Origin of the sequence: Streptomyces sp. NPDC086787, assembly GCF_044745865.1 — a bacterium.
GTDB lineage: Bacteria > Actinomycetota > Actinomycetes > Streptomycetales > Streptomycetaceae > Streptomyces.
In genome coordinates, this window is sequence record NZ_JBIVBC010000012.1 from 162,105 (window position 1) to 187,378 (window position 25,274).

The 25,274-nt window shown below is 71.9% G+C and carries 24 protein-coding genes; 10 read left to right on the top strand and 14 right to left on the bottom strand.

The window, feature by feature from the left end; translation table 11 throughout:
• Positions 1–9: 9 nt before the first annotated feature.
• The 3 genes from ACIPK3_RS25800 to ACIPK3_RS25810 are packed head-to-tail and all read right to left on the bottom strand — an operon-like array spanning position 10 to position 3,496.
• Positions 10–360 carry a UBP-type zinc finger domain-containing protein gene (locus tag ACIPK3_RS25800; protein ID WP_402573264.1) on the bottom strand — a complete coding sequence of 117 codons (351 nt, stop codon included), beginning with the start codon at positions 358–360 and terminating at the stop codon, positions 10–12.
• The gene (locus ACIPK3_RS25805) at positions 357–1,823 is read right to left on the bottom strand and encodes an ATP-binding protein (RefSeq protein WP_402573266.1); all 1,467 of its coding nucleotides are present in this window, start codon (positions 1,821–1,823) and stop codon (positions 357–359) included. Before ACIPK3_RS25805 ends, ACIPK3_RS25800 begins: the two co-directional genes overlap by 4 nt.
• Positions 1,820–3,496 carry an FAD-dependent oxidoreductase gene (locus tag ACIPK3_RS25810; protein ID WP_402573268.1) on the bottom strand — a complete coding sequence of 559 codons (1,677 nt, stop codon included), beginning with the start codon at positions 3,494–3,496 and terminating at the stop codon, positions 1,820–1,822. The genes ACIPK3_RS25805 and ACIPK3_RS25810 overlap by 4 nt, the downstream gene beginning before the upstream one ends.
• 112 nt (positions 3,497–3,608) lie before the next feature.
• Between ACIPK3_RS25810 and ACIPK3_RS25815 the strand changes: the two genes are divergently transcribed.
• The gene (locus tag ACIPK3_RS25815; protein WP_402573270.1) at positions 3,609–4,481 is read left to right on the top strand and encodes a universal stress protein; all 873 of its coding nucleotides are present in this window, start codon (positions 3,609–3,611) and stop codon (positions 4,479–4,481) included.
• A gap of 29 nt (positions 4,482–4,510) precedes the next feature.
• On the opposite strand, the gene ACIPK3_RS25820 is transcribed toward ACIPK3_RS25815, so the two are convergent.
• Positions 4,511–5,140, bottom strand: a complete 630-nt coding sequence (locus ACIPK3_RS25820; RefSeq protein WP_402573272.1) for an alpha-ketoglutarate-dependent dioxygenase AlkB — start codon at positions 5,138–5,140, stop codon at positions 4,511–4,513.
• Between the two features lie 124 nt (positions 5,141–5,264).
• On the opposite strand from ACIPK3_RS25820, the gene ACIPK3_RS25825 reads away from it, so the two are divergent.
• A complete protein-coding gene (locus tag ACIPK3_RS25825) occupies positions 5,265–5,879 on the top strand; it encodes a TetR/AcrR family transcriptional regulator (protein ID WP_402573273.1) in 615 nt (204 codons plus the stop codon).
• 30 nt (positions 5,880–5,909) lie between these two features.
• Complete coding sequence (locus ACIPK3_RS25830) at positions 5,910–7,583, top strand: FAD-binding dehydrogenase (RefSeq protein ID WP_402573275.1); 1,674 nt, start codon at positions 5,910–5,912, stop codon at positions 7,581–7,583.
• A 1-nt stretch (position 7,584) separates the two neighbouring features.
• Here the strand turns inward: ACIPK3_RS25830 and ACIPK3_RS25835 are convergent, their stop codons facing one another.
• Positions 7,585–7,935, bottom strand: coding sequence for a DUF488 domain-containing protein (locus ACIPK3_RS25835; RefSeq protein WP_402573277.1), 351 nt, complete (start codon positions 7,933–7,935; stop codon positions 7,585–7,587).
• 174 nt (positions 7,936–8,109) lie between these two features.
• On the opposite strand from ACIPK3_RS25835, the gene ACIPK3_RS25840 reads away from it, so the two are divergent.
• Complete coding sequence (locus ACIPK3_RS25840; RefSeq protein WP_402573279.1) at positions 8,110–9,537, top strand: M1 family metallopeptidase; 1,428 nt, start codon at positions 8,110–8,112, stop codon at positions 9,535–9,537.
• On the opposite strand, the gene ACIPK3_RS25845 is transcribed toward ACIPK3_RS25840, so the two are convergent.
• A complete protein-coding gene (locus ACIPK3_RS25845) occupies positions 9,507–10,337 on the bottom strand; it encodes a helix-turn-helix transcriptional regulator (protein WP_402573280.1) in 831 nt (276 codons plus the stop codon). The genes ACIPK3_RS25840 and ACIPK3_RS25845 overlap by 31 nt on opposite strands.
• Before the next feature lie 147 nt (positions 10,338–10,484).
• On the opposite strand from ACIPK3_RS25845, the gene ACIPK3_RS25850 reads away from it, so the two are divergent.
• Complete coding sequence (locus ACIPK3_RS25850) at positions 10,485–11,225, top strand: SDR family oxidoreductase (RefSeq protein WP_402573282.1); 741 nt, start codon at positions 10,485–10,487, stop codon at positions 11,223–11,225.
• Between the two features lie 14 nt (positions 11,226–11,239).
• Positions 11,240–11,737 (top strand): nuclear transport factor 2 family protein, encoded by a 498-nt coding sequence (locus ACIPK3_RS25855; RefSeq protein WP_402573284.1) that lies wholly within the window; start codon positions 11,240–11,242, stop codon positions 11,735–11,737.
• Positions 11,738–11,751: 14 nt separating this feature from the next.
• On the opposite strand, the gene ACIPK3_RS25860 is transcribed toward ACIPK3_RS25855, so the two are convergent.
• Positions 11,752–12,972: a saccharopine dehydrogenase family protein gene (locus ACIPK3_RS25860; protein ID WP_402573286.1), complete on the bottom strand. Its 1,221-nt coding sequence runs from the start codon at positions 12,970–12,972 to the stop codon at positions 11,752–11,754.
• Positions 12,973–13,112: 140 nt separating this feature from the next.
• Between ACIPK3_RS25860 and ACIPK3_RS25865 the strand changes: the two genes are divergently transcribed.
• Entirely contained in the window at positions 13,113–13,841 is a 729-nt protein-coding gene (locus ACIPK3_RS25865) for a TetR/AcrR family transcriptional regulator (RefSeq protein WP_402573288.1), read from the top strand.
• 39 nt (positions 13,842–13,880) lie between these two features.
• Here ACIPK3_RS25865 and ACIPK3_RS25870 read toward each other — a convergent pair whose 3' ends face one another.
• Entirely contained in the window at positions 13,881–14,780 is a 900-nt protein-coding gene (locus ACIPK3_RS25870) for a LysR family transcriptional regulator ArgP (RefSeq protein ID WP_402573289.1), read from the bottom strand.
• 90 nt (positions 14,781–14,870) lie between these two features.
• On the opposite strand from ACIPK3_RS25870, the gene ACIPK3_RS25875 reads away from it, so the two are divergent.
• On the top strand, positions 14,871–15,485 hold the full coding sequence (locus ACIPK3_RS25875; protein ID WP_402573290.1) for a LysE/ArgO family amino acid transporter: 615 nt from the start codon (positions 14,871–14,873) through the stop codon (positions 15,483–15,485).
• A gap of 94 nt (positions 15,486–15,579) precedes the next feature.
• Complete coding sequence (locus ACIPK3_RS25880; protein WP_402573291.1) at positions 15,580–16,890, top strand: MFS transporter; 1,311 nt, start codon at positions 15,580–15,582, stop codon at positions 16,888–16,890.
• Between the two features lie 33 nt (positions 16,891–16,923).
• Here the strand turns inward: ACIPK3_RS25880 and ACIPK3_RS25885 are convergent, their stop codons facing one another.
• Positions 16,924–17,379 carry a cyclic nucleotide-binding domain-containing protein gene (locus ACIPK3_RS25885; RefSeq protein ID WP_402573293.1) on the bottom strand — a complete coding sequence of 152 codons (456 nt, stop codon included), beginning with the start codon at positions 17,377–17,379 and terminating at the stop codon, positions 16,924–16,926.
• Between the two features lie 275 nt (positions 17,380–17,654).
• Positions 17,655–17,879, bottom strand: coding sequence for a hypothetical protein (locus ACIPK3_RS25890; RefSeq protein ID WP_402573295.1), 225 nt, complete (start codon positions 17,877–17,879; stop codon positions 17,655–17,657).
• A gap of 146 nt (positions 17,880–18,025) precedes the next feature.
• On the opposite strand from ACIPK3_RS25890, the gene ACIPK3_RS25895 reads away from it, so the two are divergent.
• On the top strand, positions 18,026–18,859 hold the full coding sequence (locus tag ACIPK3_RS25895; RefSeq protein ID WP_402573297.1) for a DUF1206 domain-containing protein: 834 nt from the start codon (positions 18,026–18,028) through the stop codon (positions 18,857–18,859).
• Between the two features lie 8 nt (positions 18,860–18,867).
• Here the strand turns inward: ACIPK3_RS25895 and ACIPK3_RS25900 are convergent, their stop codons facing one another.
• From ACIPK3_RS25900 to ACIPK3_RS25915, 4 genes are all read right to left on the bottom strand, one after another.
• Positions 18,868–21,126, bottom strand: a complete 2,259-nt coding sequence (locus ACIPK3_RS25900; protein ID WP_402573299.1) for an FUSC family protein — start codon at positions 21,124–21,126, stop codon at positions 18,868–18,870.
• Between the two features lie 30 nt (positions 21,127–21,156).
• Positions 21,157–22,539, bottom strand: coding sequence for an NAD(P)/FAD-dependent oxidoreductase (locus tag ACIPK3_RS25905; RefSeq protein WP_402573300.1), 1,383 nt, complete (start codon positions 22,537–22,539; stop codon positions 21,157–21,159).
• A 192-nt stretch (positions 22,540–22,731) separates the two neighbouring features.
• Positions 22,732–23,166: an ATP-binding protein gene (locus ACIPK3_RS25910; protein ID WP_402573302.1), complete on the bottom strand. Its 435-nt coding sequence runs from the start codon at positions 23,164–23,166 to the stop codon at positions 22,732–22,734.
• 105 nt (positions 23,167–23,271) lie between these two features.
• Positions 23,272–25,191 carry an AMP-dependent synthetase/ligase gene (locus ACIPK3_RS25915; RefSeq protein WP_402573304.1) on the bottom strand — a complete coding sequence of 640 codons (1,920 nt, stop codon included), beginning with the start codon at positions 25,189–25,191 and terminating at the stop codon, positions 23,272–23,274.
• Positions 25,192–25,274: the final 83 nt, after the last annotated feature.

Sequence of the window (25,274 nt, forward strand, 5' to 3'; positions counted from 1 at the left end):
CGGCCGCGTTCAGCGCAGCGTCTCGGCCCAGTTCGCCGGTACCCGGCCTGCCGGTCCCGGTGTGGGCTGGTCGGCCGGATGGGAGGCCGGCGGGGCGAGTTCGGGGCCCGAGGCGTACAGCTCGCCGCTGGCGAAGTTCCAGAACCACTCCTCGCCCGGTTCGAAGCTGCGGATCACCGGGTGCCCGGTGCTCTCGTAGTGTGCCGTGGCGTGCTTGGCGGGCGAGTCGTCGCAGCAGCCGATGTGCCCGCACTGGGCGCAGCGCCGCAGATGGAACCACCAGCCGCCGGCCGCGTCGCAATCACCGCAGCCCGTGCCGCTCGGCGGAACGCTGGTGTCGATACCGGCGTCGCTGCTCATGCCGCCTCCTCGGAACTCTCGGGGGACTCGGGTGTCTCGGGGGTCAGGGGCAGCAGGACCCTGAAGCGGGTGTCGCCGGGCGCCGACTCGACCTCGATGGTGCCGTGGTGCTTGTTGACCACGATCCGCCAGGAGATGTCCAGGCCCAGCCCGGTGCCCTGCCCCACCGGCTTGGTGGTGAAGAACGGATCGAAGATGCGGTCCTTGATCTCCGGGGCGATCCCCGGACCGGTGTCACGGAACTCCACCAGGACCCGCTCGTGGTCGAGCGCGGTCCGCACGGTCAGCGTTCCCGCGCCGTCGTCGGCGGTCATGGCGCACACCGCGTTGTCGATGAGGTTGGTCCACACCTGGTTGAGCTCGGCCGGGTACGCCGGGACCGGCGGGAGCGTACGGTCGTACTCCTTGACGACCTTGACACGCCGTCCGATCTTGCCGGAGAGCATCAGCAGGGTGCTGTCGAGGAGTTCGTGCACGTCCGCCACCCGGTAGGGCGCCCGGTCCAGCTGCGAGTACTGCTTGGCCGCGTCGACCAGGTTCGAGATGCGGGTGGTGGAGTCCTCGATCTCGGTCATCAACAGCTCGGTCTCGACCGTGTAGTTGAGCCAGCCGACGGCCCCGGGCAGGATCTCCTCGCCCACCGCCGCGGCGACCTGCTCCAGCCAGTCGACGTCGAGCCCGGCCTGCACGAAGGTGGGCGCGATCTGCCAGCCGTGGTCGACGCCGTGGTCCTCCAGCCAGTCGCCGAGCGCGTCCTCCCGGTCGGAGGCCTCCAGCGGGCTGAGCGAGGGCGCCTTGGCGACCCGCTCCGCGGTCCGCTCCTGGATCTCGACCAGACGCGCCAGCACATCGCGGGAGAAGGGCCCCTCGGCGATCACGCCGAGCTTGTGCCGCATCTTTGCGACCCGCTCGCGCAGCGTCGACGTGGCCCGCACGGCCGCCGCCGCGGGGTTGTTGAGCTCGTGGGTGAGCCCGGCCGACAGCGAGCCGAGCGCCAGCAGGCGCTCCCGCTGCCCGATGGCCGCCTGCATGCTCTTCGAGCCGAAGAACAGGCCCTCCAGCAGGTGCACGGCCATCGGGAACCACTCGCTCATGATCTCCGCGAAGGTGTCCGACGGCAGTACGAAGAACCGCGTCGGCCGTGTCACCCGCATCGAGTTGTTGTAGACCTGCCGCACCCGGTCGCCGAGATAGGCCTGCATGGCGCCCGCGTACACCCCGGCCTGCGAGGTCCTGGTGACCTCCACGTCGTCGGTGCCCACCCGCCGGGAGAGCACGACCGTGCCCTCGATCATCGCGAAGAAGCAGGTGGCCGGCTCACCCTCGGCGTAGACAGGGCCGGGCTCGAACAGCTCCACCCGTCCCTGGCTGCACAACCGCCCGAGCTGTTCCGGCGCCAGCTTCTCGAACAGGAACAGTGAGCTGATCTCCTGCGGGCTGCACGGCATCACCTGCCCGCTCATGACTGCTCCAGATAACGGTGGACGAGCATCACGGCCATGGCTCCCTCTCCGACGGCGGACGCGACACGCTTGGCGGACTCGGCGCGCGCGTCGCCCGCCACGAACACGCCGGGGATGCTGGTCTCCAGGTGGTACGGCGGCCGGTCGAGCTCCCAGCTCTGCGGCGGCCGCCCGTCGGACGTCAGATCGGGTCCGGCGAGGATGAACCCGCGCTCGTCGCGCAGCACCGTGTCGTCGAGCCAGTCGGTGAGCGGGGCCGCGCCGATGAACACGAACATCCACTGGGCGTCGACCCGTTCGGTCTCCCCGGTCACCATGTGGCGCAGTGTCAGGTTCTCCAGGTGGTCGGACCCGTGCGCTGTCTCGACGACGGTGTGACAGCGGACCGAGATGTTCGGCGCCTCGCCGATCTGCTGGACCAGATAGTGCGACATGGACACCGACAGGTCCGGCCCGCGCACCAGCAGGGTCACCGACTTGGCTCCCCGGGACAGGTACATCGCCGCCTGGCCCGCCGAGTTGGCGCCGCCGACGACGTACACGTCCTGGCCCTGGCAGGAGGCGGCCTCGGTCAGCGCCGAGCCGTAGAACACCCCGCAGCCGGTCAGGTCGGCGCAGCCCGCCGCCGCCAACTGCCGGTACTGCACGCCCGTCGCCAGGATCACGCTGTGCGCCGCGATCGCCGACCCGTCCGCGAACCGCACCACCCGCGCGGCTCCGTTGACCTCAAGTGCCGTCACCTCGCGTGCGGTGAGGATCTCGGCGCCGAACTTCGCTGCCTGCCGCCGGGCCCGCTCGGTGAGCTGGCCGCCCGAGACGCCGTCCGGGAAGCCGAGGTAGTTCTCGATCCGGGAGCTCTGCCCGGCCTGACCGCCGGTCGCCGACCGCTCCACCAGGACCGTCCGCAGCCCCTCGGAGGCTCCGTACACCGCCGCGCCGAGTCCGGCGGGACCGCCGCCGATCACCACGAGGTCGTAGAAGTCGGCCGTCGGCGTGGTCGCCAGGCCCACCCGCGCGGCCAGTTCGGGGGCTTCGGGTTCCACCAGCGGGCTGCCGTCCGGCGTGATCACCAGCGGCAGCCGGTGCTCGTCCGCCCCGGCGGCGGCCAGCAGCCGCTGCCCCTCCGGCTCCTCCACCGAGTACCACCGGTACGGCACCTGGTTGCGGGCCAGGAACTCGCGTACCTCCGACGAACGCGCCGACCAGCGGTGCCCGACCACCTTGATGCTGGGCACCGGCCGGAAGTCGCTGTGCCGCCAGGCCTCGAGCAGGTCGTCCAGCACCGGGTAGAGCTTCTCCTCCGGCGGGTCCCACGGCTTGAGGAGGTAGTGGTCCAGGTCCACGACGTTGATCGCGTCGATCGCCGCGTTCGTGTCGGCGTACGCGGTCAGCAGCACCCTGCGCGCCCCCGGGTACACGTCCAGGGCCTGTTCGAGGAACTCGATGCCGTTCATCTGCGGCATGCGGTAGTCGGCGAGGATCACGGCCACCAGGTCACCACGCAGTTTGAGCTCGCGCAGCGCGTCGAGCGCCGAGTCGCCCGACTCCGCGCGCACGATCCGGTACGACTGGCCGTAGCGCCGTCTCAGGTCCCGGGCGACGGCTCGGGAGACGCCCGGATCGTCGTCCACGGTCAGGATGACGGTCCGAGTTCCTTCGACAGCCTGTGCCATTCGTCTCCCACCCCGTGAGGTCAACCGTTTCGAGCCCATCGTATGTTCGATCGCCGCGGTTCGCGTGGGGAAGACTGTCCCTCGGCAACGCTGATCACCAGGAGGCCTGAACATGACACGCCCGATCACGGCTGGGGTCGACGGTACGGAGGAGAGCCTCGCCGCGCTCGCGTGGGCGGGGCGGGAGGCCGTACGCCGGGGGCTGCCGCTGCGCGTGGTGCACGCCTGGCGGTTCCACGCCTACGACGCGGAAGGCGCCCCGGACCGGGACACACAGCGCCGTTGGGTGACGGACGGCGTCGCCGAGGCGGTGCGGTCGGTCGGCGAGCGGCATCCGGAACTCGCGGTGAGCGTCGACCTGGTAGAGGGGCACGCCGTCGAGTCGCTCACCGCCGCGGCGGCCGACGCGGAACTGCTGGTGCTCGGGTCGCGCGGGCACGGGGCCGTGGTCGGTTTCCTGCTCGGCTCCGTCGGCCGGCAGGTCATCGCCGAGGCCGCCCGGCCCGTCGTCCTGGTGCGCGCCGGGGAAGCCTCAACGGCCGAGGCGGCCGGCCGCGAGGTGGTCGTCGGCCAGCAGGGCGACCCGGAGGACAGTGCGGCAGCCCTGCGGTTCGCGTTCGAGACGGCGGCGGCCCGGGGTGCCACCGTCCGCGCGGTACGGGCCTGGACACTGCCGCCCGTCTTCGCCTACAGCCCCGGTTCGCTCAAGCTCCTGGACGACGCGGGCGGTCTGGAGCCCTACGAGAGGCAGGCACTGTCCGCGGCCCTCGAACCGTGGCGGGAACGCTTCCCCGAGGTTCCCGTCGCCGAGCACGTCGAACTGGGCAGCGCCGGCCAGGTCCTCCTGTCGGCCACGGGGACGGCCCAGCTCATGGTGGTCGGCCGCCGTTCCCGCCGCACAGCGGTCGGCGCCCGGATCGGTTCGGTGGCACACGGGGTGCTGCACCACGCGTCGTGCCCGGTGGCGGTGGTTCCGCACGACTGATCCGCGGTGCCGCTGTCCGCCGGGCCGGGTCAGCGGACCCCGTGCGGGCGGAACTGCACGCTGATCCGGGGTCCCGTCGCGCGGGTGGTCTTCGGTACGCAGTGTTCCCAGGTCCGCTGGCAGGAGCCGCCCATGACGATCAGGTCGCCGTGGCCGAGTGGGCGGCGAAGCGTGCGGCCGTGGCCGCGGGCCGGGCGGAGCAGCAGGTCGCGGGGGGCGCCGACGGAGAGGATCGCGACGAGGGTGTCCTCGCGGGCACCCCGGCCGATCCGGTCGCCGTGCCAGGCGACGCTGTCCCGGCCGTCGCGGTAGTAGCACAGACCGGCGGTCGTGAAGGATTCGCCCAACTCGCCGGCGTAGTGGCGGGAGAGCTCGGCGCGGGCCTCTGCGAGCACGGGGTGCGGCAGCGCGTCGTCCCCGCCGTAGAAGGCGAGCAGCCGTGGCACGTCCACCACGTTGTCGTACATCTTCCGGCGCTCCGCGCGCCAGGGCACCTCCGCCACGAGCCGTTCGAACAGGGCGTCGGCCCCGCTCAGCCAGCCGGGCAGTACGTCGATCCAGGCCCCGGAGTCCAGCGCGGTACGGCGTGTCCCGTCGAGGGAGCGGAGCCGCAGTTCGTCGGTCTGGTCGAAGAGGGAGCCCTGGAGGTGCGTGGACATGGCCTCAGCATACTCCGTTAATCGAAAATCTGTTTGATTGAGAATCCGGTCGCGGGTTTCTTCTCACCGGCCTTTCGATACGTTCTTGTATCCGATACATTCGCGTATCGAACGGAGGCGGTACATGACGGCGGCGGACAACACGGTCAGGCGCGTGACCAGGCGCCGGGCGAACACCAGGGCCCGCCTGCTGGACGCCGCGTTCACCGTGTTCGCCGCGAAGGGCTTCGGGCGGGTCTCCATCGAGGAGGTCTGCGAGGCCGCAGGGTTCAGCAGGGGTGCCTTCTACTCGAACTTCGCCACGCTCGACGAGCTGTTCTTCGCCCTGTACCAGGAGCGCGCCGACCTGATCGCGGAACAGGTCGCCGAGGCCCTCGACGCCGACGGCTCCGGCCTCGACGTCCCCGCCTCCGTGGACCGCGTCACCGAGGTGCTGCTGCTCGACGTGGACTGGCTCCTGGTGAAGACCGACTTCCTGGTGCACGCCGCCCGCGACCCGGAGGTGGCCCGGACCCTGCTGGACCACCGCGCCCGCCTCAGGGACGCCATCGCGGAGCGGCTCGCGCGGGCGGGAGTCCGGGACGTGGGCACGGCCGCCCACGCCGTGGTCGCCGCCTACGACGGAGTCACCGTCCAACTGCTGCTGGACCGGGACGTGACGGCCGCCCGCACCTGGCTGGCACAACTGCTCACCGCGCTGCTGACCGACGGCGGCGGCGCCCCCGAACGAGTCGTGTAACGAGTCGTACAGCGAAGGGAAACAGTCGCCATGGACGCGGATGTCATCGTCGTCGGAGCCGGCCTCGCGGGCCTGGTCGCGGCGCACGAACTCACCAGCCGGGGCAGGCGAGTCGCCCTGGTCGACCAGGAGAACGCCGCCAACCTCGGCGGACAGGCGTTCTGGTCCTTCGGCGGGCTGTTCCTCGTCGACTCCCCGGAACAGCGCCGTCTGCGCATCAGGGACTCCTTCGACCTCGCCTGGACCGACTGGCGGGGCAGCGCCGGGTTCGACCGCGTCGAGGACGAGGACTCCTGGGCGGTGCGCTGGGCCCGCGCCTACGTCGAGTTCGCGACGGGGGAGAAGCGGTCCTGGCTGGCGAGCCACGGCATCTCGCTGCTGCCCACGGTCGGCTGGGCCGAGCGCGGCGACCTCCGGGCGGACGGCCACGGCAACTCCGTACCCCGCTTCCACATCGCCTGGGGCACCGGCACCGGGGTCGTCGCGCCGTTCGCGCGGCACGCCCAGCAGGCCGAGCGCGACGGGCTGCTCACCTTCCACCACCGTCACCGGGTCGACGAACTGGTCGTCGAGGACGGCACGGCACGCGGAGTGCGCGGCACGCTCCTCGCCCCCGACGACTCCCCGCGCGGGGTGACCTCCAACCGTGACCGCGCCGGCGAGTTCGAACTCACCGCCCAGGCCGTGATCGTCACCAGCGGAGGCATCGGCGCCGACCACGACATCGTCCGCCGCTACTGGCCCGAACGGCTCGGCACACCCCCCGCGCGGATGGTCACCGGCGTCCCCTCCTACGTCGACGGACGGATGCTCGACATCAGCGCCGCGGCGGGCGTACGCCTCGTCAACCGGGACCGGATGTGGCACTACACCGAGGGCCTGCACAACTGGGATCCCGTCTGGCCCGGCCACGGCATCCGCATCCTGCCCGGCCCGTCCTCCATCTGGCTCGACGCACTCGGCCGCCGTCTGCCCGACCCCTGCCTGCCCGGCTACGACACCCTCGGCACGCTGCGCCATCTGCGCACCACCGAGGACATCGCCGAGTACGACCACTCCTGGTTCGTGCTCACCCGGAAGATCATCGAGAAGGAGTTCGCGCTGTCGGGCTCCGAGCAGAACCCGGACATCACCGCCCACGACCGGAAGGCCGTGCTGCGCGACCGGCTGCTCGGCAAGGGCGCGCCCGCACCGGTCAGGGCGTTCCTGCGCCACGGCGAGGACTTCGTGACCGCCGACAGTCTGGAGAGGCTCGTCGGGAAGATGAACGGCCTCACCGAGAAGCCGCTGCTCGACGCGGCCGAGGTGCGCCGCCAGATCGAGGCACGCGACCTCCAGATCACCAACCCGTACAGCAAGGACTCCCAGGTGCAGGGCATCCACAACGCCCGCCGCTACATCGGCGACCGCCTCGGCCGGGTCGCCGCCCCGCACCGCCTCCTGGACCCGGCGGCCGGGCCGCTGATCGGCGTCCGGCTGCACGTGCTGACCCGCAAGACCCTCGGCGGCATCCAGACCGACCTGGACTCACGGGCACTCGGCGCCGACGGAGAGCCCATCGGCGGGCTGTACGCGGCGGGGGAGGTCGCCGGCTTCGGTGGCGGCGGCGTCCACGGCTACAACGCGCTGGAGGGCAGCTTCCTCGGTGGCTGCCTCTTCTCGGGGCGTGCGGCGGGGCGGGCCGCCGCGGCGCAGACCGGCTGAGTCACCGCGCCAGCAGCTCCGCCAGCACCGAGGCGTGGCTCCGCTCCGGGGACTTGGAGGCGGTCAGCAGCGTCACCGGGCCCGCGCCCGCGGTCTCCCGGAGGCCGTCGAGCAGCACGGCGGCCTCCGGAGCGGCGAGCTCCGCCTCGTAGCGGCGCCGGAACTCGTCGTACGAGCCCTCACCCGAGTGGTACCAGCGCCGCAGGTCGTACGACGGGGTGAGGGCCTTGGGCCACTCGTCCACCCGGGCCGCGTCCTTGGACAGGCCGCGCGGCCACAGCCGGTCGACCAGGACGCGGGTGCCGTCCTCGGGCTCGGGCGCGTCGTAGACGCGGCGCACGCGGACGTTCATGCACGACCTCCGTCGGATGGTGGGTGGAGCAGGCCAGCGTACGGCGTCCGGATCGGCGGTCGACCCCTCCTGATCAGCGGAGCGGCATAACTTGACCTGAACGAGGGGGATTTTGGTCGACCTGGCCGCCTAATCTGTGGGGCGTTTGATCATTCGCCATCCCAAGGAGCGCACGTGACGTCAACCCGCCGGCCGGCCACCGGACGACGCGCCGCAGTCCTCCGCCGCGAGGCGGTCCTCGCCACCGTTCCCGTCGCGGTCGCGGCCCTGCTCGCCGCCGCAGGACCGGCCACGGCCGGCACCATCGGCCAGTCAGGCGTGGGAGACCCCTACTTCCCGTCGGCGGGCAACGGCGGCTACCACGTCCGCCACTACGGACTGACACTGCGTTACGACACCACGTCCCGCCATCTCGACGGCACCGCGGTCCTCAGCGCCCGGGCCACCCAGCGGCTGGCCCGCTTCGACCTGGACCTCAACGGCCTCAAGGTCACCAGGCTCACCGTGGACGGCGCCGCGGCGCGCTTCAGCCGCGACGGACAGGAACTCGTCGTCACCCCGCGCCACGCCCTGCGCAAGGGTCAGAACTTCCGTGTCACCGTCACGTACAACGGCACACCCAAGCCGGTCACCGATCCGGACGGCTCCCACGACGGCTGGATCCCCACCGACGACGGCGCCTTCGTCGCCGGCGAGCCGCAGGGCGCGATGACCTGGTTCCCGGCCAACAACCACCCCAGGGACAAGTCCTCCTACGACTTCACCCTCACGGTGCCCAAGGGGCGCACCGCGATCGCCAACGGTGTCTTCCTCGGCGAGCGCACCGCACACGGGCGGACCACGTTCCGCTGGCGGCAGAGCGAACCCATGGCCGCCTATCTCGCCACGGCGACCGTCGGAAAGTTCAAGGTCGAGCGGTACACCACCCGCGACGGCATCCAGGTGTACAACGCCGTCGACCCGCGCGAGGCGAGCGCCGCCGCGCCCGTCCTCAAGAAGCTGCCGTCCGTACTGGAATGGGAGAGCCGACTCTTCGGCCCCTACCCGTTCCGCGCCGCCGGATCGGTCGTCGACCGGGCACCGGACGTCGGGTTCGCCCTGGAGACCCAGACCCGGCCCCTCTACGACTCGGCGCCCGACCTCAGCACCCTCGTCCACGAGAGCGCCCACCAGTGGTTCGGCGACTCCGTCTCGCTGACCTCCTGGAAGGACATCTGGCTGAACGAGGGCTTCGCGACCTATGCCGAGTGGCTCTACAGCGAGCAGCACGGCGGCGACAGCGCTCAGAAGTCCTTCGACACGCTGTACGCCAAGCCGGCCGGCCACGAACTGTGGGCCTACCCGCCCGGCAATCCGGGAAGCGGCGCCAACATCTTCGGGACGCCGGTCTACGCCCGCGGCGCCATGGCCCTGCACGAACTGCGCAAGGCTGTGGGCGACCGTGTCTTCGTGCGGATCCTGCGCACCTGGGCGACCGAACACCGGGGCGTACACGGCACCACCGCGCAGTTCGTGCGGCTCGCCGAGCGGGAGTCCGGCAAGAACCTGGACGGGCTGTTCCACACCTGGCTCTACACCAAGGGCAAGCCCGACAAGGCGTAGCAGCCGAGCAGGCTGAGCGCCTCGGCGCTGGGGCTGCCGGGTTCGGCGTGGTAGATCACGAGCTGCTGGCCGGGCGCGCCGCAGACGTCGAAGGCGTGGTAAGTGAGCGCCAGGGCACCGACGTCCGGGTGCAGCAGGCGCTTGGCGTCCCGGGTCTTGCCCCGCACGGTGTGGCTGTTCCACAGCCCGGCGAAGTCGGTGCTGCGCCTGTTGAGCGAGTTCACGACCTCGCGCAGCCGTGGGCTGCCGGGGTCGAGCCCGGCAGCCTGGCGCAGATGACCCACGACGGCCTCGGCGGTGCGGCCCCACTGGACGTAGAACCGTCGGCCCGCCGGGTCGAGAAAGGCCATGCGGGCCAGGTTGTCCGCCCGCTCGAAGGGTGAGTGCAGTGCCTCGGCCAGGGAGTTGGAGGCCAGGATGTCCAGAGCCGGGTTGATGACGAACGCGGCGGCGCCCGGGTAGCCGTCCATCAGCGCGCGCAGGCCGGCGTCGACCCGGTCCGTGGTGTGCGCGAACGGGTGCGCGGGAACGGTCCCGGCCAGCCGGTGCAGATGCGTCAGTGCGTCGCCGTCCAGCCGCAGGGCACCGCCGAGCGCGTCCACCACCTGGGCCGAGGGCCGCCGTTCCCGCCCTTGTTCCAGCCGGGTGTAGTAGTCCGCGTTCACCCCCGCGAGCACCGCGACCTCCTCGCGACGCAGCCCGGCGACCCTGCGCACCCCGTGGCTCGGCATGCCCACGTCGTCGGGCCGCACGTCCGCCCTGCGGGCCCGCAGGAACTCACCCAGGTCGTTGTCGGTCATGCCCTCAGGTTAGGACTCCGCCCCGATGGCCTGCCTGGGTGTGCCGCACCCAGGCAGCGCACGGCCTGGTGGGGGTCCGGTGGCCCGCCCAGACTCGGTGGCCGAGAGACCGGTCCCCTGCCGAGGGGGCCGGGAGAAAGGTCGGACATGACAGCACACAACCCCGCCAAGGTCATCGCCATCACCGGGGCGAGCAGCGGGATCGGCGAGGCGGCCGCGCGCAGGCTCGCCGCCGACGGCCACCGCCTGCTGCTGGGCGCGCGCCGCACCGAGCGCCTGTCCCGGCTCGCCCGGGAACTCACCGCCGCGGGCGGCACGGTGGCGGCCGAGCGGCTCGACGTCACCGACGCCGCCGATGTCCGGGACTTCGTGGCTTGCGCCCGTGAGCACTACGGCCGGGTGGACGTGATGGTCAACAACGCCGGAGTGATGCCGCTCTCACCGCTGGCGGCGCTCAGGACCGACGAGTGGGACCGCATGATCGACGTGAACGTGCGGGGCGTCCTGCACGGGATCGCCGCCGCGCTGCCCGTGATGCGCGGTCAGGGCGGCGGGCACATCGTGAACATCGCCTCCGTCGGCGCCTACGAGGTCTCGCCCACCGCCGCCGTCTACTGCGCCACCAAGTTCGCGGTCCGTGCGATCTCCGAAGGCCTGCGCCAGGAGTCCGCCGGCGACATCCGGGTCACCCTCGTCTCCCCGGGCGTCACCGAGTCCGAACTCGCCGAGGGCATCACCGACCCGGCCGCCCGGGAGGCCATGAAGGCCTACCGCGCGGCGGCCCTGCCCGCCTCGGCCATCGCCGACGCCATCGCCTACGCAGTGGCCCAGCCGCCGCAGGTCGACGTCAACGAGATCGTCGTACGCCCCACCGCGAGCGCCCAGTGAGCGAGGAGACCGCCGTGACCGAGGAAGCCGCTGTGTCGGGAACCGCCGACCCGGCAGACCTGGCCCGCAGACTCCAGGTCCTGGAGGACAAGGAAGCCCTGCGTGCCCTCATGATCCGCGGCTGGCGGGCACTGGACCGGAAGGACTGGGCGACCTGGTCCGCCTGCTGGGCCGAGGACGCCGTACTGGACTTCGGGCCCTGGGGATCGACCCGGGGGAGGGAGGAGATCCGCGCGAAGGTGGCGGAAGCCGAGTCGGCCTACCCGAGCATGCAGCACCACATCCTCAACGCGCACTTCGACGTCGCCGGCGACCGGGCGACCGGCATCGCCTACATGTGGTTCGTCGCCGTCACCGAGCCAGGCAGAACCTCCGCCCCCTATTCCATGGGCGGCCCCTACGACTGGGAGTTCCGCCGGGACGAGGAGGCGGGCTGGCTGCTGGTCCGTCAGCGGCTCGGGGTCTGGTGGACCGACGGCGAGGACACCCGGAGCGCCTTCGCGCAGGACTGATCACCCGGACGTGATCACTGCTCCCGCAGGCCCCACGGCGAGCCGTACTCGGTCAGCAGGTCCAGGAACGGGCGGGCCGGGAACGCCTCGGGGCCGAGGACACCCGAGCCCGACCACTTGCCCGTGGCGACCAGTTCGAGGGCGACCACCGGATTGACCGCGGTCTGCCACACCACCGCCTGACAGCCGTACTCCGCCATGGACCACTCGTTGTCGACCACGTGGTACAGATACACCTCGCGCGGCGCGCCGTCCTTGGTTCCGCGCACCCAGGTGCCCGCGCAGGTCTTGCCCCGCATGCGGTCGCCCAGCGTGGCCGGGTCGGGCAGGCACGCGGCGACGACGTCCCGGGGCGAGACCGCCACCGGGCCTTCGGGTCCGGGCACGGTGACCGGCTCGGTGCGGTCGAGGCCCAGCAGGTGCAGCGTCCGCAGCGTCTCGATGAACTCGGCTCCGAGCCCGTACTTGAAGGTGACGCGCCGCGCGTCGACCCAGCGCGGCACCAGCAGCACCTCCTCGTGCTCCACGTTCACACACTCCACCGGACCGATCCCCTCGGGGAACTCGAACACCTCCGGTTCACTGAACGGGGCGGTGGTGAAGAAGCCGCGCCCGGCCTCGTACACCACCGGCGGGTTCAGACACTCCTCGATGGTGGTCCAGATGTTGAAGGACGGCGCGAAGTCGTATCCGTCGACGGTGAGGTTCGCGCCGTCACGGATGCCGATCTCCTCGATGTCGTCGAAGAGTTCGTCGGCCGCGTGCCGGGCGAACACGTCCGACAGGCCCGGCTCCACGCCCATGCCGACCAGTGCCAGCGCGCCGGACTTCGCCCACTCGTCGGCCAGCTCGAACTGCGCGTCGCCGAGCTTGACCCCGCACTCCTCGTAGGGGCGCTCGGGGTGCGGGCGGGACAGCGACATCGCCATGTCCAGATAGCCGGCGCCGGCCGCGAGCGAGGCCCGGAACAGGGGCATCACAAACCGCGGATCGGTGGCGTTGAGCAACGTGTCGCAACCGTGCCGGGCCAGTAGCGCGCTCACCTCCGACTCGTCGCCCGCGTCCACCCGCTCGGCACGGAACCGGGCGCCGTCGGCGCCGAGGGCCGCGACCGCGGCCTCGGCCCGCGACAGGTCGTAGTCGGCGACCACCATCAGGTCGAAGAACGGGCGTCGGGCGGCGATCCGGGTGACGGCGGTGCCGACACCGCCGGCTCCCACGAGCAGTACACGCATGACAGAACTTCCTCACGGTCGAGGTTCGGGGTCGAGTACGGGGGCGCCTTGGCCCGAGATACAACTTCCCGGGCCCGTGTAAGGTCAATGGTGTTGGCATAAGAGCGCGATTTCCGCGAAGGAGGCGGGAAAGGAGAACCGTGCCGAAACCGGTGGTGCCCGAAGAGAAGCGGCGGCGGCGCAGGCCGACCCGGAGCGGCGTGGTGCTGTCCGAGGGGCTGATCGTCGAGACCGCGCTGCGTCTGCTGCGCGAGCACGGCAGCGCGGGACTGTCCGCGCGCCGGCTCGGTCTGGCGCTCGACTGCGACCCGAGCACCCTGTACCGCTACTTCCGGGGTATGGACGAACTGACCCTGGCCATCGGCGACGCGCTCATCGGGCGGGCGCTGAGCGGCTGGCGGCCGACCGGACGGTGGCGCGCGGACCTGCGGGCGATCGGACTGCGCATCCACGCAGCGTACGTGGCGCATCCCCAGGCGGCCCTGCTCACCGCGAACCGGGTCACCGGCCGGGCGCACGAGCTCGCCGCCGACGAGGCCGTGCTCGACGTGCTGCGCACGGCCGGGTTCCCGCTGCCGGACACCGTGCGCGTCTATCACGCCTTCATCGACCAGACGCTGGCGTTCGCCGCCCTCGACGCCGCGACCCTGGCCCTGCCGAGCGCGTCCCAGCGGGCCGACGAGGACAAGTGGGACTCCACCTACGCCCGGCTGCCGCGCGCCACCCACCCGCGCATCGCCGAGGCGGCCCCACTCCTGGCCGCCCGCATGCCCTCCAGCGCCTACCCGACGGCCCTCGACATGCTTCTGGACAGCGCGGCCCGGGTGCTGGACGACCGCGGTGCGGCAGCCGTGTCGGCGAAGTCCTGATCAGGGGTCCGGCGGTATCAGGGGTCCGGCGGCACGTGTTCAGCCGCGCAACGCCTCGGCCGCCGTGGCCGACACCGCCTCGGCGACCGCCGCGAGCGCGAGGGAGTCGAGCTTCCACTGCTGCCAGTAGAGCGGGACGTCCACCCAGCGTTCCGGGTCGATGCGGACGAGTCGGCCCGCGTCGAGCAGAGGGTTGGCCTGGGCCTCGGGAACCAGGCCCCAGCCGAGGCCGGCCGCCACCGCCTCCGCGAACCCCTCCGACGCCGGGACGAGGTGCCGCAGCGCGCTCGCCTCGTGACGTCCTCTCGTCAGGGCGCGCACGAAGCCGTCCTGGAGGTCGTCCTGCCGGTCGAACACGATCACCGGAGCCTCGCGGAGGGCCTCCCGCAGCGGCCCGTCCAGGTGGCGCGCGGCGAACTCGGGGTTCGCCACCGGGAGATAGCGCATCCTGCCCAGCGCACGTACCGAGCAGCCCGGTACGGGTTCCGGCGAAGAGGTCACCGCGGCCATCACCTGGCCATCGCGCAGCAGCGCCGCCGTATGGTCCTGGTCCTCACGCCACAGCTCGAAACAGAGCCTCGGTTCGCGCGGAACCCGCGTGAGTGCCCCGAGGAACCAGGTCGCCAGCGAGTCCGCGTTCACCGCGACCGTCACCCGGGTCGGCTCACCGGCGCCGCTCATGCCCAGCTCACCGCGCGCGTCGCGCTCCAGCCGGGCCAGCTGCCGGGCGAACCGCACGAGCACCTCACCCGACTCCGTCGGCCGCACCGGCTTCGTGCGCCTCAGCAGCACCCGGCCGGTGCGCTGCTCCAGCGCCTTCACCCGCTGACTGACCGCCGAGGGCGTCACATGCAGGGCGGCGGCCGCCGCGTCGAACGTGCCCTCGTCCACCACCGCGAGCAGCGTCCGCACCTGGTCGAGGGGGAGTTCACCCAGCATGCGCGGCCACCCTTCGTCATCACCGGCGCTAATGGTACGTAAAAATCTTTAGCTGTACGTGCGGTGATCCCCTTGCCTAACGTCAAGGGCATGTCGAACGCCCTGACCGCCGCTGCCGCCGGATTCGGCACCGGCCTCTCCCTCATCGTCGCCATCGGCGCCCAGAACGCCTTCGTGCTGCGGCAGGGGATACGTCGCGACGCCGTACTCGCCGTCGTCGGGATCTGCGCCCTGTCCGACATGGTCCTCATCGCGCTGGGCGTCGGCGGGGTGGGCGCGGTCGTCGTGGCCTGGCCCGGGGCGCTGCGGGCGGTCGGCCTGATCGGCGGCGCCTTCCTGCTCTGCTACGGCGTCCTCGCCGCCCGCCGGGTGCTCAGGCCCGGCGACGGACTGCGCGCCGAGGGCGGGACGACCGGCTCCCGCAGGCGCGCGGTGCTCACCTGCCTCGCGCTGACCTGGCTCAATCCACATGTCTACCTGGACACCGTGTTCCTGCTCGGCTCGCTCGCCGCCGACCGCGGCCCGCTGCGCTGGACGTTCGGTCTCGGCGCGGTGCTCGCCAGCCTGTGCTGGTTCGTCGCCCTGGGCTTCGGCGCCCGGCTGCTCGGCCGTTTTCTCGCCCGGCCCTCGGCCTGGCGGGTCCTGGACGGCCTGGTCGCCGTCACCATGCTCGGGCTGGGCGCCATGCTGGTCGCGGGATCTTGAGGCGGGCGGTCTCGTCGGGTGGCTGGGTTCCTGTGATATTGATGTTCGCGATTCGAAAGATGTAGTGAGCAACCACAGGGGGCGGCAGGCAGTCGTGGACACCAGCGAGAGTACGAACAGCAGTACCGAACCGGAGCCCGCGACGACCGGTCCGACCGCGCCGTCGGCACGGCGCGGCTGGCGCCGCTGGGCGATGGACACCCGGCCACTCAGACACCCCGCCTACCGCCGGTTGTGGTCGTCCACCATCGTCACCTCGGTCGGCAGCCAGTTCACCGCCGTCGCCGTACCCAAGCAGATCTACGACATCACCCACTCCTCGGCCTGGGTCGGCTACGCGAGTTTCGCCGGCCTCGTGCCCATGGTGGTCTTCGCCCTGTGGGGCGGGGCCGTCGCGGACAGCGTGGACCGCCGCAAACTGCTGCTGGTGACCAACACCGGGATAGCCGTGACCTCGCTGCTGTTCTGGGCGCAGGCCGCCACCGGCCTCGACTCGGTGGCCGTGCTGATGATCCTGCTCGCCGCGCAGCAGGCGTTCTTCGGGCTGAACGCCCCCGCCCGCAGCGCCTCCATCGCCCGGCTGGTGCCCGCGGCGGAACTGCCCGCCGCGGGCGCCCTCGGCGCCACCGTGATGCAGACCGGTCTGGTGGTCGGGCCGCTGCTCGCAGGTGCCCTGATCCCGGTCATCGGTCTGCCCGAGCTCTATCTCGTCGACTCCGTCGCCCTGTGCGTCGCGGTCTGGGCCGTCGTACGGCTTCCCGCACTGCCGCCGCTGGACGGGGCGGCGGCCCGCCGGGCCGGGTGGCGGGAGGTCGCGGCGGGCTTCCGCTACATGGCGCTGCACAAGGTGCTGCTGCTCTCGTTCCTCGCCGACATCGTCGCCATGGTCTTCGGCATGCCCCGCGCGCTCTTTCCGCAACTGGCCGCCGAGACCTACGCGCCCTACGGCGAGGGGCTCGCGCTCGGTGTGCTGTTCGCCGGGATTCCCGTCGGCGCGGTGATCGGCGGACTGTTCTCCGGCACGTTCTCGCGGGCCCGGCGGCACGGCTGGATGGTGATCGGTTCGGTGGTGGCCTGGGGCGTGGCCGTCGTCGGGTTCGGACTGAGCCCCAACCTGTGGGTCGCCCTGGCGTTCCTCGCCGCCGCCGGGGTCGCCGACATGGTCTCCATGGTGTTCCGCCAGGCGATCCTGCTGTCCGCCGCCACCGACGAGATGCGCGGCCGTATGCAGGGCGTGTTCACGGTCGTGGTCGCGGGCGGCCCGCGCGTGGCGGACGTCCTGCACGGAACGGCGGGTTCCGCCTTCGGCCCGCGGGCGGCCGTCGCGGGCGGCGGTCTGCTCGTCGTGGCCGTGATGCTGGCCCTGGCCGCCGCGATACCGGCCCTGCGCCGCTACCGGATCTGAGACCTGCGCCGCCACCGGATCCCGGGTCGGCGACTACAGCCCGCCGCGGCGGCGCAGGGTGTACTGGTCCATCAGCTTGCCCCGGGTGGTCTCCAGCCGGTGGGCGAGGACCTCGGCGACGGTGCGGACCAGCGACAGCCCGAGCAGCGGGTCCTCCACGGACAGGCCCAGTACCGCGGCCGCGTCGAACTCGTACGCGCGCACCGGGCTGAAGGCCACCGCGCCGAAGTCCCACCGGTACGGCGGGAAGAGCCACGACCAGCCGAGAAGGTCGCCGGCGCCCAGCGTGGCCACGGTCACCTGCCGCTGTGCCGTCACCTCCTGGTCGAGGTTCACCGCCCCGGACCGGATCACCCAGAACCGGTCGGCGGTGCCTCCCGCCTCGAAGATCCTCACATCCTCGGCGAAGGAGACCTCGTGGGCCAGCTCCATCAGACGCTCGCGCTGCACTTGCGGAAGGGCGGTCAGCAGTTTTATCGCTTTGGTCATCGCGCTGGGCTCCTCGCCGGCCGTGGGGTTCCGGTGTTGTTGCCTGCACCCATTTCAGCCGCTGCCGCCGCCCTGAGCACCTCGGGGGAGGGGAGATCCTCGGGGCCGGGTTCCACGGGCAGGAAAAAGCCCTGGCTGGACGGGGGAGACCAGCCAGGGCCGTATGTGGATGGCGCAGGGAGGACCGGGACGATCGACTCCATGCCCACGTATGTATGAACGATAAATCATTTGCCCCGGCTTCGCGAAGTCACGATCGGGTCACGTGACCCGTTTCACGCCGTGGGGGCCGAGTGGCCGCCCGGTACGGCGATCTCGTCCAGCACCCGGAACACCGCCTCGTACGTCCAGGCCCGCACCACGGCCTCCCGGGCGCCTTCGGGATCGGTCGCACGGAGCTGTTCCGCGCGCGCCTGCCAGGCCCGTTCCTCCGTCATCGCACGGTCCCGGCCGCGCTGGATACGGCGCAGCAGCTCTTGTGAATCCACGACGTCACTCATACCCGCTCACCTACCCGGAATCCGCGCCCCAATGGGTACCGCGGCATCTCCAACCGGTTTGACCGCGTCCGAAGCGGTCAGTCGGTGAGTCAGGAGACGGCTGCCCGAATGAGCCGCAGCGGACTCCTCAGGAGAGCGAGGCCGTTTTGGACGCCGGAACCGCACTGCGCAGCGCGGAGGTGCGTGCCCGTAGCGGCACGGCCGGCCGCGTGACCGTATGGGCCGCGCGGGCGGGCCTCACGGCACGCGGCGTCATCTTCCTCCTGGTGGGGGTGCTCGCGACCGAGGTCGCCCTCGGAGACCGGCCCAAGCAGGCGGACAGCAGCGGCGCCCTCGCCGAGCTCGCGGAGCAGCCGTTCGGCGGGATCCTGCTGTGGGCACTCGGGATCGCGATGACCGGCATGACGGTGTGGCGGCTCTCGGAAGCACTGTTCGGGTCGGCGGGACCCGACGGCCGGACGGCCCGCAGCAGGCTGCTCGCGGTCGTGCGGTCCGTCTTCTACGGCTGCGTCGCATGGTCCGTGCTGACCTTCGCCGCCGGTTCGGGTGGCGTCCGGTCCAGCGACGACCAGTCCCGGGACATCACGGCCCGCGTCCTCGGTGTCCCCGCCGGGCAGTGGCTCGTCGGGGCCGCGGGCGTCGTGATCGCCGTGACCGGCGTCTGGATCGGCGTACAGGCCGTCCGGCGGGTCTACCCCGAGAAGCTCCGCACCGCCGAGATGTCGGACCGGACCCGACGCTTCGTGGACGTCACGGGCATCGGCGGCGGCCTCGCCCGCGGGGTGCTGTTCGCGGCGGCCGGCGCATTCGTCGTCCGCGCGGCCGTCGACTTCCGCCCCGACCGGGCGAAGGGTGTCGACGACACACTCAGGTCCTTCGCGGAAACTCCCCTGGGCCCCTGGCTGCTGGTGACGGTCGCGGCGGGCCTGGCCCTGTTCGGCCTGTTCTCGTTCGCCGCGGCACGGTGGTGCCGGGTCTGAGGCCGGGGCTACTCGCCCGGTCCCGAGGGAACCCCCAGCGGCCGGGTCAGGCCCGTCACCGCCTCGTCCAGGCGCTGGAGATGCCGTAGCACCCGGTCGGTCACCCGGCCGTAGCGGGGAGTGGCCGGGGTGCCCGGGCGGAGCTGGGCGGCGATGCTGGGGCCGGTCAGGACCTGGGACGGGGTGCCCGGGTCCTCGACATGCTCGGCGATCGCCTCGATGTTGCGCACGATGCGCTGCCCCACTCCCCGCAGCCGGGGGTCCGCGGCGATCGAGGGGTGCGCGGGCAGCAGTTCGGCGGTGGCCGCCAGGGCACGGGCGTGGTACGCGCAGGTCTCCAGCAGGGCCACGAGGTAGCGGGCGGTGTCCCGGCGGGACCTGAGCGGAGTGATCGGATGGGTCAGCGGCCGGGTCGAGCCCCGCAGGTCGTCCAGCGCCTGGTCCAGCTCCCGCGCCCGGTCGAGCAGGTCGACAGTGGGACCGCCGCTGAGCTGGTCGACCGCGGACCGGGTGACGTCGGCGAGCTGCCCCAGCACGGTCACGAGGAGTTCGTTCGTACGGCGGTCGGTACGCACCGGCAGCACCACCGCCGCCGCGACGATCCCGCACACCGCGCCGAGCACCGTCTCCTCCACGCGCAGCCACAACACCGCCAGGCTGTAGGTGTGGAGCAGCGTGTACAGCAGTCCCAGCATCGCCGTCACGAAGAACGACATCAGCGTGTAGGACAGCGGTGCGGTGTAGAACATCGCGAACACGCACAGCAGCACCAGCGCGAACGCCGTCCAGGTGTGGTGCCCCACCAGTCCCGCGAGTCCGACACCCGCCACCACGCCCAGCACCGTGCCCAGCACCCGCCGGTACCCCTTGACCAGGATCTCCCCGGTCGACGCGGTGTTGAGGAACACGATCCAGCAGGTGAGCACCGCCCAGTACCAGCGGTGACTGGAGAGCAGCTCACCACCGGCGATGGCGAGCGCCGAGCCCACCGAGACCTGCACGGCCGCACGCGTGGTGGGGCGCCGCAGACCGGTGGGCTGCGCCGCGGGCTCCGCGTCCGAGGCCTTCTCCTCGCCGCCGATCGCGGCGTCCTCCGCGTGCAGTTCCGCGCGCGAGCGGGCGGTGGCCGGGGTGTCGTCCGAGTCGTCCGCCGCCCCGTGGAGCGCCATCCGCAGCCCCAGGACCGCCCGCGCGGCCTCCCCGACGCCACGGAATACGTCCTGCACCGCGTCGGGCGCGTCGGGCAGGTTCTCCTCCTCGCGATAGCCGAGCAGCCGGTTCCGCAGCACCGCCGACGCGGTCCCCGCGTCCTGGCGGACGGGCCGCAGAACCAGCAACCGCAGCGTCTCCAGCGCGTCCAGCAGTTCGCCGGAGGGCTGCTCGTCGCGCACCGGCGGCCCGCCGCCGGACGGCACGTGCGCGCCCGGCAGATGCAGGGTCAGCGTGTCCGCGCGCCGCGCGCCGCGCGCGGTCAGCACCAGGAGTCCCAGTCGCTCGGCGGCGATCTCCGCGTCCGCGATCCGCCGCTGGAGCTGCGACGCCACCGCCTCGTCGGAGGTGCCGTCCTCCAGCCCGGACTGGATCAGCAGGGCCGTCTCGTGCAGCCGGGCGGTGCCGTCCCGGACCTCCTCAAGCGCCCGGTCCATGTCGTCGGGCTCGGCGTCGAGCAACCCGGCCTGCGCCCCGACGAGTTGGGCGAGGCGGGCGCGGAAGGCCCGTTGCAGCCGGCCGAGGACACGCGCGGGCGTCTGCGGCACCAGCACGAACCGGGCGACCGCGCTGCACACGAACGCCACGCACACCGCGCCGCACAGCCCCGGCAACGCCGGCAGGGCCGCCGCCACGAACAGCGAGAGGAAGTAGGTCTGGAACGCGATCAGCCCGAGCCCGGTGCCGCGCTCCCCGTACCTGCGGCCGTACACCGCGCAGAAGATGAGCGCGACGAAGAACAGGTCGCCCACCACGACATGGGAGCTCAGCAGTGTGCCCAGGGCCACCGAGGCCAGGGCCACCGGCAGGCCCAGAGCGAGGGTGACCGCCTGGCCGGACCGCTGCTTGTCCCGGATGGCGAAGGTGGCGGCCATCGCCGTCCCGGCCCCGGCCACCAGCAGGTTCACCGCGGCCCCGGCCATGGCCAGCACGGCGAGCGTGAGCACCATCGCGAGGACGGTGCGCAGGGCCGCCGCCAGCCGGAGCAGCCCCGGGTCCGAGGCCGCGAGACGGTCCCACGGCTTCGCCCGCACCGACCGTCCCGCCACCGTTCGCACGCCGCCGCGCCCTCTTCCGGTCAGCCCAGCTCAGCCCAGCGCGGCCTCCCCGCCGTGCTCCTCCACATGCGCCCGTACCTCCTCGGGCGTCATATAGGCGTTGGTGTGCTCGAAGTCCTTGAGCCGGGGCGCCCTGCGCGACTGGAACCCGGTGCGCACGAAGTCGTCGCCCGCGACCGCGTTCAGCAACCAGTTCGTCATCACACGGGTCTTGGCGACATTGGTGCGCAGCGCGGACCAGTGGTAGCCGCGGGCGACTGCCTGTGCGGGCAGCCCACGCAGCTCGATGCCCAGCGGCTTGGACACCGCGTCCTTGCCGCCGAGGTCGACCACGAGTCCGAGGTCGTGGTGCACGTACGGGCGCAGCGGTTCGCCGCGCAGTGTGGCGATGACGTTGTCGGCGACCCGCTTGCCCTGGCGCATCGCGTGCTGTGCGGTGGGCGGACAGACCGCGTCCGCCTCCTCCTTGGCCTCGTCCGGTACGGCGGCGGCGTCACCGAGCGCGAACACGCCGTCGTGCCGGGGGACCCTCATCTCGGCGGAGACCGCGAGCCTGCCGTGCACCGTCTCCGCGCCGAGCGTGGCGATGAGCGGGCTGGCGACCACGCCGGCCGTCCAGATCAGGGTGCGGGTGGGCACCACCCGGCCGTCGGTGAAGGTGACCTCGTGCGGGGTGGCCTTGTCGACGGACACCCCCAGTGAGATGTCTATGCCGCGCCGGCGCAGGATCTCCTGGGCGCTGCGGCCGAGTTTGTCGCCCAGCTCGGGCATCAGCTTCGGGGCGATGTCGATCAGGTGCCACTTGATCAGGCCGGGGTCGAGGCGCGGGTAGCGCTTGAGGGCGGCGTGCGTCAGCCGTTGCAGACAGGCCGCGGTCTCGGTGCCGGCGTAGCCCCCGCCGACCACCACGAACTGCAACCGCGAGGCGCGTTCCGCCGGGTCGTGGCTGGCGTCGGCGAGGTCCAGCTGGGAGATGACGTGGTCGCGGATGTAGGCCGCCTCGGCCAGGGTCTTCATACCGAACGCGTGCTCGGTCAGGCCCGGGATGTCGAAGGTGCGGGTGACGCTGCCCGGGGCCAGCACCAGGTAGTCGTACCGCTCGTTGACGGTCTCGTCGGTGATGGTGCGGATGACGCACACCTTGGCCTTCAGATCCACGCCGATGGCGCCGCCCGGGATGATCCGGGTGCGGTACTTCTTGCTGCGGCGCAGCGAGACGGCGATCGACTGGGGCGTGAGCACCCCGGAGGCGACCTGTGGCAGCAGCGGCAGGTAGAGCTGGTAGCCGACGGGTGTCACCAGGGTGACATCGGCCTCGTCGGGGGCGAGTTTGCGCTCCAGGCGGCGAACGCAGTCCACTCCGGCGAAACCTGCGCCAACCACCAGGATCCTGGGTCGTGTCACGTTGTTCATCCTTTCCGCGGCTCCAGGCGGTCCGACTTCCGACGCCGTTCGCATGCCCCCGGATCGCTGCTTCGCACCACATCGATCCCACCGCGCCCCGACGGGTCCCGCCAGTCGGGTACGGCAGGCAGCCGAACGCATGGGCACCAGCATGCCCCTCCGCCACACCGGGTAACCCGGGTATCGCACGAATATGCCAAGTCACCAGGGGAGGAACGCGTGGATGTCCTTCCCGCTGTCGGTGACGACCACGCTGACCTGGTCGCACAGGGTGTGCAGGAGATGCCAGCCGATCCCGCCGCCTCCCCTGCTGGGCCGGAACGGCCGGGGTTCCGGTGCGACGGGACTGGTGTCGTGCATCGTGACGTGCACCCCGTCGAAGGTGCGGCGCATCCGCAGCTCGAACGGGCCGGGGGCGTACTGCACCACGTTGGCGGCCAGTTCCGTCACCACCAGCAGGATGTCGTCCCAGGACTCCGGCGTGGCCGGTGGCGACGCGCGCGCGAGCCCGCGCAGGTACTCCTCCGCGGCGAGCCTTGTGCCCGTCACATTCGGCAGATCACCCGCGAAGGAGAACGTGCGTTCGTATCCATCCTCCGACGGAGGTGTGTCGTCCCTGCGTGGCCCGGTCGGCATCGCGTCTTCCCCAGCCCGATTCGGCAACTCGGAACAGGACTGCTGTTCACTCGTCCCTCTCCTGTCTCTCATCTGTGGTTCCGAGTTCCCCGTGCCGACACATCCTCACCGGAAGACGTTGTCGGAGTCGTCCCAGTCGTCCCACTCCGGGGGCTCCGTCGGCCGTCGCGGGTGCGCGGCCCGGGGTCTGGCCTCGTACATCGCGTCGATCTCGGCCGCGTAGTGCCGCACCACGACGTCCCGGCGCAGCTTCAGCGAGGGGGTCAGCAGCCCGCTCTCCGGGCCGAACGGCTCGGGCAGCACCCGGTACACCCGGATGGACTCGGACCGTGACACGGCACTGTTCGCCGCGGCCACGGCCCGCGCGATCTCCTCGCGCAGCGCGTTGTCCTCCCGCGCCTCCCGGCCGGGCGCGTCCGCCTGGAGAGCGTGCGCCGTCCGCCAGTGCGCCAGGTAGTCGGGATCCAGGGTGATCAGCGCGCCCACGCAGGGCCGGTCGTCGCCGACCACCACCACCTGGTGGACCAGCGGATGCATCCGCAGCCGCTGCTCCAGCGGAGCCGGGGCCACACTGGTGCCGCCGCTCGTGACGAGGACGTCCTTCTTGCGGCCCGTGATCGTCACATACCCCTCGGAGTCCATCCGCCCGATGTCCCCGGTGGCCAGCCAGTCGCCGCGCAGCGCCGCCCGGGTGGCCGGCTCGTCGTTGACATAGCCCTGGAACACCGACGGGCCGCGCACCAGCAGCTCCCCGTCGTCGGCGACCTGGATCTCCATGCCCGGCAGCGGCCGGCCCACCGTGCCCGACTTCTCCCGGCCGAGCGGCTGCATGGTGACACCGCCGCCGGCCTCCGTCAGCCCGTAGCCGTCGTGCACATAGATGCCGATGCCCTCGTAGAAGAGGGACAGTTCGCGGCTGAGCGACGAGCCGCCCGACGTGGCCCGGACCACCCGTCCGCCCAGTACCGCGCGGAGCCTGCGGTACACCGTCCGCTCGTAGAGGGCGTGCTGGAGCCGCAGATCGAACCCGGGACCCGGACCCAGACCCAGCCGCTGCCGCTCCTCCGCCGTGGCGAAGTCCCGTGCCGTCTGTGCCGCCCGCTCGAACAGCGCACCCCTGCCCGCCTGCTGGGAGGTCCGCAGGAACGTCTTGTACAGCTTCTCGAACAACGACGGCACACCGTGGAAGTACGTCGGACGGAAGCTGCGCAGCGCCGACGACAGCGCGGCCTCGGTCGTCTCCGGCTCGTGGCCCAGCAGGACCCCGCCGCGCACACACATCACCTGGATCATCAGCCCGTACACGTGCGAGAACGGCAGGAAGGCCAGTACGGACGGCTGCACACCCGCGGGCGCCGCCGTGTGCACCCAGCCGGCCAGCAGCGCGTCGCACGGATGCGCCAGACTGCGGTGGGTCAGCGCGCAGCCCATCGGGCGGCCCGAGGTGCCCGAGGTGCCCGAGGTGTAGGCGACGGCCGCCGTCGACTCCGGCAGCACGATCCGGCGCAGTGAGTCCACCGTGGTCGACGGGACCTGCGCGCCCTGCTCCGCGAGCCGGGGCAGCGCCTCCGCGTCCAGCTGCCACACGTGCCGCAGCAGGGGCAGCCCCGCGCACACCGTGCCGATCGTCATCACGCCCGGCTCGTCCTCCACCACGACGCCCACGCAGTCGGCGTCCCGCAGGATCCACTCGACCTGCTCCCGGGACGACGCCGGATGGACCGGAACCACCTCCGCGCCCACCGTCCACAGCGCGTGCGCGAACACCGTCCACTCGTACCGGGTGCGGGCCATCACGGCCACCCGGTTGCCCGGTGAGATCCCGCAGGCCACCAAACCCCTGGCCACACCGACCACTTCGTCCCGCACCTCGACGGCCGTCACCTTCTCCCAGCCGGCGCCGCCGGCCGCACGGCGGGCCAGCATGGGCAGGGCGGGACTGCGGTCGGCCATGTCGAAGACGCTGTCGGCGAGTCCGCCGGACAGAGCGGAAACCGTTGTCGGAGCGAGGGCGAAGTCGCGCATGCGCTGCTCCCGGGGAGGTGCGGAGGGTGACTCCGCCGATCAGTGCGGTGGTCGGCGGTGCTCGAATCTAGCTTAGGGAGGGC

Excerpts from the sequence above, each read along its gene's own strand:
- ACIPK3_RS25875 (WP_402573290.1), top strand. The coding sequence starts at position 14,871 with ATGTCGAACGCCCTGACCGCCGCTGCCGCCGGATTCGGCACCGGCCTC.
- ACIPK3_RS25800 (WP_402573264.1), bottom strand. The coding sequence starts at position 360 with ATGAGCAGCGACGCCGGTATCGACACCAGCGTTCCGCCGAGCGGCACG.
- ACIPK3_RS25915 (WP_402573304.1), bottom strand. The coding sequence starts at position 25,191 with ATGCGCGACTTCGCCCTCGCTCCGACAACGGTTTCCGCTCTGTCCGGC.
- ACIPK3_RS25890 (WP_402573295.1), bottom strand. The coding sequence starts at position 17,879 with ATGAGTGACGTCGTGGATTCACAAGAGCTGCTGCGCCGTATCCAGCGC.
- ACIPK3_RS25805 (WP_402573266.1), bottom strand. The coding sequence starts at position 1,823 with ATGAGCGGGCAGGTGATGCCGTGCAGCCCGCAGGAGATCAGCTCACTG.
- ACIPK3_RS25820 (WP_402573272.1), bottom strand. The coding sequence starts at position 5,140 with ATGTCCACGCACCTCCAGGGCTCCCTCTTCGACCAGACCGACGAACTG.
- ACIPK3_RS25850 (WP_402573282.1), top strand. The coding sequence starts at position 10,485 with ATGACAGCACACAACCCCGCCAAGGTCATCGCCATCACCGGGGCGAGC.
- ACIPK3_RS25835 (WP_402573277.1), bottom strand. The coding sequence starts at position 7,935 with ATGAACGTCCGCGTGCGCCGCGTCTACGACGCGCCCGAGCCCGAGGAC.
- ACIPK3_RS25830 (WP_402573275.1), top strand. The coding sequence starts at position 5,910 with ATGGACGCGGATGTCATCGTCGTCGGAGCCGGCCTCGCGGGCCTGGTC.
- ACIPK3_RS25860 (WP_402573286.1), bottom strand. The coding sequence starts at position 12,972 with ATGCGTGTACTGCTCGTGGGAGCCGGCGGTGTCGGCACCGCCGTCACC.
- ACIPK3_RS25845 (WP_402573280.1), bottom strand. The coding sequence starts at position 10,337 with ATGACCGACAACGACCTGGGTGAGTTCCTGCGGGCCCGCAGGGCGGAC.
- ACIPK3_RS25810 (WP_402573268.1), bottom strand. The coding sequence starts at position 3,496 with ATGGCACAGGCTGTCGAAGGAACTCGGACCGTCATCCTGACCGTGGAC.
- ACIPK3_RS25870 (WP_402573289.1), bottom strand. The coding sequence starts at position 14,780 with ATGCTGGGTGAACTCCCCCTCGACCAGGTGCGGACGCTGCTCGCGGTG.
- ACIPK3_RS25905 (WP_402573300.1), bottom strand. The coding sequence starts at position 22,539 with ATGAACAACGTGACACGACCCAGGATCCTGGTGGTTGGCGCAGGTTTC.
- ACIPK3_RS25825 (WP_402573273.1), top strand. The coding sequence starts at position 5,265 with ATGACGGCGGCGGACAACACGGTCAGGCGCGTGACCAGGCGCCGGGCG.
- ACIPK3_RS25815 (WP_402573270.1), top strand. The coding sequence starts at position 3,609 with ATGACACGCCCGATCACGGCTGGGGTCGACGGTACGGAGGAGAGCCTC.
- ACIPK3_RS25885 (WP_402573293.1), bottom strand. The coding sequence starts at position 17,379 with ATGACCAAAGCGATAAAACTGCTGACCGCCCTTCCGCAAGTGCAGCGC.
- ACIPK3_RS25910 (WP_402573302.1), bottom strand. The coding sequence starts at position 23,166 with ATGCCGACCGGGCCACGCAGGGACGACACACCTCCGTCGGAGGATGGA.